Genomic DNA, 12283 nt, shown 5'->3' with positions numbered 1-12283 from the left:
TATACACTAAAATATGTTGCTAAGTCAATTGTTTATATTTGGTTAATAGCAATTTACACTAGTAAGGCCCGCTGGGATGCGGGCCTTTTTTATTAGTCAAAACATGGTTATTTTCCTATTCGGTTTATCTTTTTCCAAGATATTTATATCCTTTACATAAATACACGTAAAATTTCCTTACCGCTTTACCCCTGTTTTTTATTAAAATAGGTTTTAGCTGTGTCACCGATTTAAAATATGGCTTAACCTCTGTTGGTGTGTCTGGTTTTTTCTCATCGTTTTTGAATCTTGGATCAGAATCTATGTACAATGCGGTTTTTCCATTCAAAGCATTCAAGTCGGTTCCAATAAAATCATATTGAAGCGCCGCTTTACCAATCACATTTTCGCTGTAAATAAATGTATTGCTATATAAATTCAATTCTGAACTTGTTTTATAACCATCGGCAGAAAAAATAAAATCTGCATGGTAACGCTTTTTTAAGTCGGTGGCTTTTACTGAAAGTTCTTTCCAACCGAACCAAGTATCGTCTGATTGAATTGGCACAAGATAAAAAAGTATCTGAACCAGTAGCGCAAGGTGAATAAAACAAGAAATGTAGAGCTGGATTTTAATCCATTTTACTGAAATCAGCTTTGCTGCAATTATAATTCCGCTAACGTAAGCGGGCATCATCCAATTGATTTTGATCCAGTAAATTGGAGAAATAAACAGAAAAAAAGCAAATATTGGCAGAAAGAAACAAAGTAAAAACAATTCTTCGTTTGTAAGCAAAGGCAGTTTTCTCTTTGCAGACTTTAGCAAACGCACCACCGCATACAACACCACAACAAATAGCACCGGAGTGAGCAATGCCAACTGATGCCCCAAAAGACCGGCAATGAATTTTGGATTAAAATGTAAGCCCGATGCATTATTTAAACGCTGTGTACCTTGAAAAGTAAAAGAAGCAAAATGGTTTGCAACATTCCAGATCATTACCGGACTGGCAACAAGCAACATAAGTGTATAACTTAAATACGGCCAGAAAGAGGTCAATACATTGCGTTTAGATTTTGCAAAAATTAGAAATATAAACGAGCCAAAAGGCAAAAAAACCGCGGTGTATTTACTGTCAAAAGCCAATCCCATTAAAATTCCGGCAATGATCCAAAACTTATTTTTGTTTTTAAAAATGGCCTCATACAAAGCGATTAATGAGAGTGTCCAAAAGAACAGCAAGGGCGTATCTGGCGTAGAAATAAGCGACAATATACTTACCATTAAAGTACTCAAAAACAGAATAATGGCTTTTTCAGCATCGTATTTTGGCAAAAGCCGAATAGCAAGTTGGTAGAACGCAATACTGGTAAAAATGGTAAGAAAAGTATTGGCCAGTTTTATAGCAATTACGTTATCGCCAAAAATCAAAGTGAAGAGTTTTAATACATACGCAATCATTGGCGGATGATCAAAATACGAAAGTGCCAAATGCCGAGAATAAAAATAGTAATAGGCATCTTGTGGCATTGGGCCCATTATAAAAACAGAAATTATGCGGATTAAAAGAATTGTGAAAAGCACACAAGCAGAAACCTTAAACAGTAAATTACGCTTTGCGCAGATTTGAAAAACCATTAAACTTTGGCAAATAAGTAAACACTAAAGTGAACTCGCTGCACATCATGTTTAAAAGGAAAAGCACATTTGCCGTAACACCTTACTTCGGATACGGATTTTGCTGATACTTATTTTTCTTTATTGGGATTAAAGACGTTCGACAAAAAGGGAATACCAAGGTAAACATTTTTTGATTAAGCCACATGAGACATATTTTCTGATTGTTAATTTTGCAATCTATCCAAGGAGTAATCTTATCTTCTTCTATCGCAAACCAGAGTTGGATATTTCAATCTGAAATTTCTTACCAACGCTAACCATCTTCAGGATTTCTACAGATTTCGATATTAATTTTGGCCGTCATAAGTTGGTTGATAAAACCGATAAATCCCAAAAATGACGATTAAAGAAAAGGCTGCTCACATATTCAGCAATAGATTTAGCCCGGTTGTATTGGCCGTAATTTTACTGTGCATAACCTCATTGCTCACCAGAATTTTATTGATGGTTTACAGCGCATGTTCAGTAGATTGGTCTATTTTCAACATTCTCAAAATATTTCTGGTTGGTTTACTTTACGATCTCTCTGCGGCTTCTTTCGCCATTATACCTTTGGTTATCTATCTGTGGATATTGTCTTCAAAATGGTATTCGTCTGAAACTTCTAAAATATTGCTGTTTATCTACTTCTTCATCGTAGTATTTACACTGATGTTTAACATCGTATCCGAATGGTTTTTTTGGCAAGAATTTTCAGTGCGTTACAATTTTATTGCGGTAGATTATCTGGTATATACCACAGAAGTTATCGGCAATATCCGCCAATCCTATCCAATTAACACCATTTTGTGTGCGCTTATTTTATGTTCTGCAGTTGTGGTTTATGTTTTGCGAAAAGAAATTGTACGCTCTACACCTAACAAAATGCGTTTTGCAAGCAGAAGTAAAATTGCTGTTTTATTGTTGTGCCTGCCTGTATTGGTTTATTTTGGCGTAAACCACAAGTGGAAATACCACAGCAACAATCAATATGTAGATGAATTGTCTGGAAACGGTATGTACGATTTTGGCTTCGCTTTTTGGAACAACCAGCTGGACTACAAAGCATTTTATAAAACGCTGCCCGTAAGTAGAATTTCGGCCATTATTCATCGCCTTTTGGCTACAAATACCGATAAAAGTACAACAACCCGAAAAATAACTTCAGCAGCTGCAGAACGGAAAATGAATGTTGTTTTGATTAGTGTAGAAAGTCTGAGTGCAGAGTTTCTAGGTTCATTTGGGAATACACAGCATCTTACACCAAACCTGGATAGTTTGGCTGCACAAGGTTTGCTTTTCACCAATCTTTATGCCTCCGGAACAAGAACAGTACGTGGTTTAGAAGCACTTTCGCTATGCATACCGCCTACTCCCGGCCAATCTATTGTGAAGCGGCCAGACAATAAAAACCTGTTTACTTTAGGCAGTGTTTTTCATTCTAAAGGATATAACAGTAGATTTATTTACGGCGGATATGGTTATTTCGATAACATGAATGAGTTTTTTTCTAACAATGGCTACGAGGTTACAGACCGCAGCGCGCTGAAAGATTCTGAAATTCATTATTCAAATATCTGGGGCGTAGCCGATGAAGATTTGTTTACTTTATCGTTAAGAGAACTGGATCAAGACTATAAAAATAGCAAACCTTTTTTCGCGCACATTATGACGGTTTCCAATCACCGCCCTTATACTTACCCCGAAGGAAGGATTGATATTCCTTCGCATACAAGCAGAGAAGGTGCGGTAAAATATACAGATTACGCCATTGGCAAGTTTATAACAGAGGCTAAACAAAAACCCTGGTTTTCCAATACTTTATTTGTGATTGTTGCAGATCATTGCGCATCAAGCGCTGGCAAGGTAGAGTTACCGGTAGATAAATACCACATACCAATGATATTCTATAGTCCGGGGAACATCGCTCCTGCAAAATTTAATCGCTTAACTGCACAAATTGATGCCGGACCAACTATATTAAGTTATCTGGGATTTTCTTACACCAGTAAATTCTTTGGCCAGGATGTATTTAACATGAAAGAAGGTGCAGAACGTGCATTTATAAGCACTTACCAAAGTTTAGGTTACCTAAAAAATGGAAAACTGATGATTTTAGATCCGAATAAAAAAACTGCAACTTTTAAGCCCGATTTTAGCAATGGCAGTGCGGTATCAATTGCACAGGATCAACCTTTAATTGATGAAGCGATTGCCAATTATCAAATGGCTTCTTACATGTACCAAAAGGGATTATATAGTTTTCAACGGTAACAAAACCGAAAAGCAACTGAAAGATAGATTTCGTGAATACCAATTAAATAAAAAATCATCCGGCAGAGAAAACAATACCGGATGATTTAGAAAAATTAACCACCAAGTGCCCTGAATAAACCAATCAGTGCACCATAAGATTCACGTTTTAAATCTACTTGTTCCATTTCAGCATTCAGAACGCTGCCTTGTGCAACAATTACTTCCAAATAACTGGCGTAACCGGCTAAATACAAATCGTTGGCAGTAGACACTGCAGTTTTTAATTCTGTTACCTCACGGGATTTAAACTGATATGCCGATTTTAGATTTTCTAAAGCACCAAGTTGCGATGACACTTCAGAATACCCATTAATAATGCTTTTCTGATAGTCGTAAAACGCAGACTGCTGCGCTGAATTGGCCAGCAACTGGCTGTTTTTTAGTGCTGCGCGATTTAATATTGGAGCCGTTAAACCACCCAAGAAACCTGCCGCGAGTGAACCTGGTGAAAATAACAATGGTAATTTGAATGCATTGTAACCCGCATATGCATCTAAGGTTAACGATGGAAAAAATGCTTTTCTCGCCGCAGAAACATCTGCTTTAGTTGCTTTCAAAGCCAATTCGGCTTCCTGAATATCGGGTCTGCTTAAAAGAACTTTGGTCGGAATACCTGCATAAATTTTCTCAGGCAATTTTTTCGTAATTGCTGTAGTATCACGCTCAAGCGTACCGGGATATTGCCCCAAAAGTGCATTCAGATCATTTTCTATTTTAATAATTGCCTTTCGAATCTGAAACTGTTTGGCTTCTGTAGCAATTCTTTGTGCCTTAAACTGACTTACAGCTAAAGCCGTAGCCCTGCCACCTGTCATTTGTGCTTCAACAATTTCCAATCCATGGTTTTGAACTTTTATATTCCTTTCTACAATCTCAAGTTTTTTATCCAACGCAACCAGTTCAAAATAAAGCTCTGCTACCTGGCATACCAATTGAGTCTGATACCATTTTAAACCTTTGGCGCTGGCCAGATAACGATTATATGCTGCTTCTTTTCTTTTGGACAACTTGCCCCAGATATCGATTTCCCAGGAACTTCTAAAGCCAGCAAAATAATCCGGCGTAGGGTTTGGAATTAACTGATTGCTGTTCAGGTTGGTGGAGAAATTGGTATCATAATTTCCAACACCATTCATGGTATATTTCCCAAATCGATCCAATCCTCCCGAAATATTCGCTTGCAAAGATGGATAAAGCATGGCTTTGCTAAGTTTTAAATTGGCGCCGGCAACCAATACGCGTTGCATTCCGGATTTCAAATCAAGGTTGTTTTTAAGTGCCGTATCAATTAGTTTTTCAAGATCGTTTTGAGTGAATATTGCTTTCCAGCTAAGTGCTTCCACTGGTGCATCATCAAGTCTGCTGAAACTATCCGGCATTTTCTTTAATGCTGGCAGAGCGGCTTGTTTTACGGAACCACAAGAACTGAGGTAAAACAAACTCCAGACAAACAAAAACGTATATATATAATTTATTTTAGTTGGTTTCATGTGAAGTGTTTGTGTTAAGGATTAACTTTTTTTGTTCTTGTTTAGCTTTTCCTGCAGCAAAAACTGCATACAAGCCGGGGATTAAAACCACACCGAAAAGTGTTCCGATGAGCATTCCGCCAACGGCAGTCATCCCGATTGAGCGGTTACCAACTGCGCCGGCTCCGGTTGCAATACACAAAGGAATTAATCCGGCAACAAAAGCAAAAGAAGTCATTAAAATTGGGCGTAAACGAGACACCGCACCGGCCAGTGCTGCATCAATTACAGAAGAGCCAGACTTCCTTTTCTGTTCTGCAAATTCAATAATCAGGATAGCATTTTTACCAAGCAAGCCAATTAACATGACCAATGCAACCTGTGCATAAATGTTGTTTTCCAGGCCCGCCAGTTTAAGCGTAAAAAATGCTCCGGCAATCCCGGCAGGAAGTGAAAGTAAAACCGGCAATGGCAAAAGAAAACTTTCGTATTGCGCAGCGAGAAGCAAATACACAAAGATTAAACAAATAATAAAAATGTAGATCGCCTGGTTTCCACTCAGGATTTGTTCGCGGGTCATTCCAGACCATTCTATACTGAAACCTCGCGGCAGCTTTTCCTGAGCTGTTTTTTCTACCGTTGCAATGGCATCACTACTGCTAAAACCTGCAGATGCATCTCCGTTAATCATTGCAGAAGGATACATATTGTATCGGTTAATCTGCTCTGGCCCATACACCCTTTCTAAAGAAATGAAGGTAGAATACGGAATCATTTCGCCGCGATCGTTTTTTACATACAAGCTTAAAAGATCCGTTGGTTTGCCTCGATATTGCGGATAGGCTTGCATCATTACTTTATACATTTGGCCAAAACGAATGAAGTTTGTTGCATAATAACTTCCCACCAAAGTTTGAAGCGTACTCATCGCGTTGTCAATTGTTACTCCTTTTTGTGCAGCCATATCCTGATCAATATGAATCATATATTGCGGAAAATTCGGATCAAAACTGGTAAATGCTCCCGAAATCGCAGGGCTTTTACGCAATTCAGCGAGAAAATCATTGGTAATTTTGGCTGTTTTACTTAAATCTTCACTTTTGTTTTTATCGAGTAAGCGCAACTCAAAACCGCTGGCATTTCCAAAACCCGGTACGGTTGGTGGTGAGAAAAATTCTATTGAAGCATCGCTGATGCCTCTGGTTTTACGCTTAAGCTCGGCAATCAGTTCGTCTACGCTTTCCGTTCTGGATTCCCAGGCTTCGAGATTAATCATCCCCATACCGTAAGATGCGCCGGTAATATCGCTCATTAAGCTGTAGCCTGCCAAAGTACTCACGTTTTCTACGGCTGGCAAACCTTTGGTTGCCGCTTCAATCTGGTCGAGAACTTTTTCTGTACGCTCTACTGTAGAGCCTGGCGGCGTGGTTACGTTTACGTAAATCATTCCCTGATCTTCTGTAGGAATAAAACCTGAAGGCAAAATACTGACGCCTAACCACGTAGCCAGTATAAAAAACAACAAAATACCTAAAGTAACCGGCTTCCTGCCAATAACATAACGTACCAGTTTTGCAAATTTGCCTTCAGTTCGCTCATAACCTTTGTTAAAGCTGTTAAAAAAGCGCTGCATCAGGTTTGCTTTCTTTTTACTGGTATCACTATGTTTTAACATTAAAGCGCAAAGTGCAGGGGTTAAGGTTAGCGCATTTATCCCGGAAATAACAATGGAAATGGCCAATGTAAGTGAAAACTGGCGGTAAAAAACGCCCACCGGACCAGATAAAAATGCGACAGGAACAAATACAGCAGACATTACAAGCGTAATGGCAATAATAGCTCCGCTGATCTCCTTCATGGCAGCAATTGTTGCTTCCATTGGTGGCAGATGTTCTTCAGACATTTTTACGTGCACGGCCTCAACTACAACAATGGCATTATCTACCACAATTCCAATAGCCAAAACAAGTGCAAAAAGCGTGAGAATATTAATGGAAAAGCCCATAATCTGTAGAAAAGCCAACGTGCTAACCAATGCCACAGGTACGGCCAAAGCCGGAATTAAGGTACTTTTGAAATCTTGTAGAAAAATAAAAACGACAATAAACACGAGGATAAATGCTTCTATCAATGTGCGCAGCACCTCGTGAATACTGGCATCAAGAAAACGCGATACATCATACGCGTAATTGTATTGCATACCCGGCGGAAAGCTTGTGGCTTTCAGCTCTTTCATTTTAGTTTTGATGTTGTCAATAACCTCGCTGGCGTTAGAACCTGGGCGTTGTTTAATCATAATAGATGCAGAGGGGCTGCCATCGGTTTTAGAAACCATATCATAACTTACTGTTCCAAATTCCAGATCGGCAACATCTTTTAAGCGTACCAGGGCTCCGTCGCGATCGGCTTTGAGCACCAGGTTTTCATATTCTTCTTTGCTGTTGAATTTACCCGTGTACTTTAAAACGTATTGTTTTACCTCGTGGCCTTTGCCAGAATTTTCTCCGGCCACGCCAGGCGCTGCTTCTATATTTTGTTTGCGCATTACATTGATAATTTCTTCAGAAGAAATATCATAAGACAACATCCGATCTGGTTTTAACCAAACCCGCATGGAGTAATCGCGCGCGCCCATGATTTCTACAAAACCTACACCATCTATACGTTTAAGTTCTTGCAGCACATTAATATCGGCAAAATTGTAAATGAACTCTTCGTTCATGTCTTTATCAGTACTGGTTACATTCAGATACAAAAGCATACTGTTTACTTCCTTCTCCGTTGTAACGCCGGCTTTAATTACTTCTTCGGGCAATTCATCCAAAACTGTTGTTACACGGTTCTGTACATTTACTGCTGCCTGATCGGGATCAGTACCTACGTTAAAAAACACCTGAATTAACGTTACGCCATTGTTACTGCTTACAGAGTTCATGTACGTCATTCCGGGTACACCATTAATCGCGCGCTCCAGCGGGGTTGCAACAGCTTTTGCACAAACCTCTGCATTGGCGCCATTGTAATTTGCCGTAACTACAACTGATGGTGGAACGATATCCGGAAATTGGGTTATTGGCAATTTAAATAGGGCGAGTACGCCCAATAAAATCAATATGAGAGAGATGACCAGCGAAAGCACAGGTCTTCTTATAAAGGTTTCTACCATTTTTTTGAGATAAAAACAAAAGCCATTCGACGGGAAATCACCCGCGAATCTTATTTGTCGAAAAATGAAATACTAAACTATTTTTTGGCCAGGAGATCTTTCATTGAGGTATAAACCGGTTTGATCATTGCACCATCACGAATATTCTGTACGCCCTCATATACTATAGTTTCTCCGGGTTTTAAACCAGATTGACACACATAATATCCTGGAAGCTGCATCTTTGGCACAAAACTTTTCATCTTGACCATACTGTCTTTCCCAACTACAAATACATAGTTTTTATCCTGTATTTCGAATACGGATTTCTGAGGGATGAGCAAACCGCCTTTAATTTGAGATCTTAGGCGGACTTTGCCCGATACACCGTGTTTAAGAATATGATTGGGGTTTTCAAAAATTGCACGAAACGCGATAGAACCTGTATTTCCAGAAAATGCACTTTCATGTGTTTGTATTTTACCTTTTAAGGGATAAAGACTTCCGTCCGAAAGAATAAGTGAAGTTTCTTTGTTGAGTTCAAAACGCCCCTTGCCATTCCGTACAAACTGAAGATATTCATTTTCTGAAACATCGAAATAAGCATACATTTGGCGCGTATCTGAAAGTGTTGTCAATAAGGCACCTTCATCTACTAAACTACCCGCTTTAAACGGAAGCCTGTCTATCGTCCCGTCAAATGGCGAACGTACCCGCGCATACGATAGTTTTTGATTCGCATCATCAATCATGGCTTTTGCGGTTTTGATATTTGCTTCTGCTTCTTTAAGTCTCGCTTCTCCTAATGAAAGCTCCGTTGCGGAAATCACTTTCTTTTCAACCAGGGTTTTAATTCTGCCCAGCTCTACCGTGGCTATGCTTGCCGCAGATTGTGCGCTGGCCAGATTGGCTTTTGCTTTATTCAGCGCAATTACATATTCTCTATCATTAAGTTGGAAAAGAAGCTGACCTTTTTTTACCTTTTGACCTTCATCTACCAAAACCTGATCGATAAAACCATGTGTACGGGAGCGCAATTCTATATTTTTAATGGCTTGAATATCGGCCACGTAATCTACAGCCAAAGAAGTATCCTGTACCTCAAGTTTCAGAACCGGGATTTCTGCAATATCATTATCTTTTTTCCTGGTTTCGCCAACTGAGCAAGATTGCAAAGCAGCTGCAAGGACTGGTATAACCATCCATTTTATTTTCATGTGTATCTAGTGTATGTTTATGCAGCAAAACTCCTGTAGTTTGGGAAATGCTGCCTTTAAGTTTTCAAAAAATTTGCATAGAGAAACATCAACCCGTTCAGGATGTCAGTTTAATTGTTCAGAAAGTTGAAAACTACGTTTAGAAGTATGTTAAACGATACAGAAAAGAATATACACGGGAACGAAAATATGGAGTTTTATAACCAGAAACATCGGCCAAAACCAGATTAAGCCTGGCTGTTAATTTCTTTTGATAGAGATGAAAATCAACACTGGAATCATTAAGGTGTTTGTGTTTTTTCTGGTATTTGGCAACTTTGGCTTTAACAGCTGTTTCAGGAAAAAAATGGATGGTATCTCCAACTTTGTTCTGTATAGAATTTCCATCAAATGATGCGAAGATTTCCTCAGAAAAGTCATCAGAAAAACTTAAGGCAATAGAAAGCAACGAAAACATACCAAGTGCCACAAGCACAAAAAGCTTGAGCGCAGTAAATTTTACTTGCTTATTTTGAAATTTATTTGCCATTAACCTACCCTGTTGGCACAAATATAACATTTACAGATGTCTCGAGGGTTTTTGAGATGTAACAGAATTGAAACTTTTACGAAAAAGAAGCCTGGTCTCCCTCAAATAATATTCTTCTACAACCTGAAAACGAGTCATTTTGCAATTATTTCAGTTGTATAAAAAACGCCTAAACCTGTGGGGTCACCTATGAGTTCAAGCGAAAAAAAACACTTTTCAATTGGTAAAGCGGCCTTAATAAAATTGATATCGGATTTCTAATTACCTGAATCACCTACCGTAAGAATTACCGCAACTTTTCACACATTTGCCGGCGCGGTTACTTTTCTATTATTTATGGTACTGATTTTTCAAGTACTTGCAGAACCTACACTGCCAGTTCCATAACGTCGCATAATAATGCAGACTTCATTTCCGCTTACTACTTGTTAATAGTTCTACCAGTTAAGAAACAGATATTTCTTATACTAAAAAAGCGCGTACCAGGCATTTGCCGACACGCGCTTTTTTTGAGCGTTTAATTAAATTATTTTACACCAATAATGGTTACGTTATCTAAACGCAAACCTAAGGTATTGGCTGCTGCCGAACCGAAAAATTCGATTGTATTGTCGCCAGTTACCGCAATGTCACTTAACTCCACTACAGAGAATTTATTATTGTCTGCATTTGTCAATTGACGACTAGGCACTGTAATAGCAACACCGTTTACCTTAACCGTAATTACATTTACATTGGTTACAGAACTTGCAGATGAAGCGTTTGGAGCAAGCTCGTATTTTAGCTTAATTTTAGTATATCCGGAAATTTTGATACCTGAAATAACCATTGATGCATCTTTAGTTGCAGGGAACCAAGCGTGAATATTATCTGGATAAGCGCTAATTGTTCTCAAATCTGTTGTTCCGTAGCTATCGCTGAAAGTGAAAGAAGAATTTGCCCAACCTGTATATGCATTTACTTTAGGTTTATTTGTCGCTGCACCCACACCGAAAGTTTCCGTGAATAATGTTTCTTCTGTACCTGTAACCGGAGGCGTAGTCGTGTCTTTATCCTGATCTACTACGTAAGAACCAGAAGGAACATCAGTCCAGTTGGTAATTGTAGCTGTAATGGCAACAGCAACCGGTGTTCCGGCAACGCCATTTCTCAATTCAACTTCGTAAGTATATTTTTTACCTGCTTCAAATTTTGTACCTGCAGCAAGGCTCAATTTGAATTTTGATCCTGGTAAAGTAAAGTTTACCGCAGCTGTACTAGCATCTGCAGTTGGCACAACAATCGCTTCTGCAGTTATTGTTGTACTCGAGTTTACTTTAGCATTTAGATCTGCAACTTGAGAGGCATTGCTTAAAACACCTGTTGCCAAATCGAAATCTGCTTTAGTGTTTAAGCCAGAAATTGTTGCAGCCAAACCGGTTAAGTCTGTAACGCCAGTTCCTTTTTTAACTGTAAATTCTACTTTAGACAATTGGTGAGAAAATACAAGACTTGCTACAGAGCTGGTTTTACTTAAACCTGTTGCGTTGTTTGCATACAAAAGATCAATTGCAGCCTGGTTGCTTTGGTTGTTTACATCAACTGCATACGTATTTGTGGTTAAAGTGCTTTTTAATGGATAATAAGCAATAAAATCTACAGTTTTACCATCTTCAGGGAAATAAATGGTTTGATCTGTTGCTGATGGATTGAAAGTTCCGTCGCCAGTAGTTTTATATGCTTTGTTTGCAGCCAATACATTACTTAAAGCTGTACCGGTTTTCATGAATACACCAATCTGATCGTTTGCTTCCCAAGCGTCGTTAACGGCTTTGGTTTTGATCTGTCCATTAATACTTGCAGAGAAATTTACTGCTGTACCATTAACTGGTTGTGTTGGTTGAGGAGTTTTGTCTTTTTTACAAGCGCTGCTCATTACAAACATGGTAAGTGCAGTTGCTAAGAAAATGTTCTGATTTTTCATTTTAT

7 protein-coding genes are annotated in these 12283 nt (G+C 38.7%); 1 reads left to right on the top strand and 6 read right to left on the bottom strand.

Annotated features, from left to right (window positions below; genetic code table 11):
- Positions 1-124: 124 nt before the first annotated feature.
- Complete coding sequence (locus ACJVDH_RS03855) at positions 125-1510, bottom strand: glycosyltransferase family 39 protein (RefSeq protein WP_443946258.1); 1386 nt, start codon at positions 1508-1510, stop codon at positions 125-127.
- A gap of 486 nt (positions 1511-1996) precedes the next feature.
- Between ACJVDH_RS03855 and ACJVDH_RS03850 the strand changes: the two genes are divergently transcribed.
- A complete protein-coding gene (locus ACJVDH_RS03850; protein WP_443946257.1) occupies positions 1997-3913 on the top strand; it encodes an LTA synthase family protein in 1917 nt (638 codons plus the stop codon).
- A gap of 95 nt (positions 3914-4008) precedes the next feature.
- Here ACJVDH_RS03850 and ACJVDH_RS03845 read toward each other — a convergent pair whose 3' ends face one another.
- The 5 genes from ACJVDH_RS03845 to ACJVDH_RS03825 all read right to left on the bottom strand — a co-directional run bounded on the left by ACJVDH_RS03845 (position 4009) and on the right by ACJVDH_RS03825 (position 12278).
- Positions 4009-5445, bottom strand: a complete 1437-nt coding sequence (locus tag ACJVDH_RS03845; protein ID WP_443946256.1) for an efflux transporter outer membrane subunit — start codon at positions 5443-5445, stop codon at positions 4009-4011.
- Positions 5432-8590, bottom strand: a complete 3159-nt coding sequence (locus ACJVDH_RS03840; protein ID WP_443946255.1) for an efflux RND transporter permease subunit — start codon at positions 8588-8590, stop codon at positions 5432-5434. The genes ACJVDH_RS03845 and ACJVDH_RS03840 overlap by 14 nt, the downstream gene beginning before the upstream one ends.
- Positions 8591-8667: 77 nt before the next feature.
- A complete protein-coding gene (locus ACJVDH_RS03835; protein ID WP_443946254.1) occupies positions 8668-9786 on the bottom strand; it encodes an efflux RND transporter periplasmic adaptor subunit in 1119 nt (372 codons plus the stop codon).
- 139 nt (positions 9787-9925) lie between these two features.
- On the bottom strand, positions 9926-10315 hold the full coding sequence (locus ACJVDH_RS03830) for a hypothetical protein (RefSeq protein ID WP_443946253.1): 390 nt from the start codon (positions 10313-10315) through the stop codon (positions 9926-9928).
- A 526-nt stretch (positions 10316-10841) separates the two neighbouring features.
- Positions 10842-12278 carry a fimbrillin family protein gene (locus ACJVDH_RS03825; protein WP_443946252.1) on the bottom strand — a complete coding sequence of 479 codons (1437 nt, stop codon included), beginning with the start codon at positions 12276-12278 and terminating at the stop codon, positions 10842-10844.
- Positions 12279-12283: the final 5 nt, after the last annotated feature.

Origin of the sequence: Pedobacter terrestris (assembly GCF_052343045.1) — a bacterium.
In the GTDB taxonomy this organism is placed as follows: domain Bacteria; phylum Bacteroidota; class Bacteroidia; order Sphingobacteriales; family Sphingobacteriaceae; genus Pedobacter.
The sequence above is the reverse complement of the archived record's forward strand: the minus strand, read 5'-3'. Positions and strand labels throughout refer to the sequence as shown.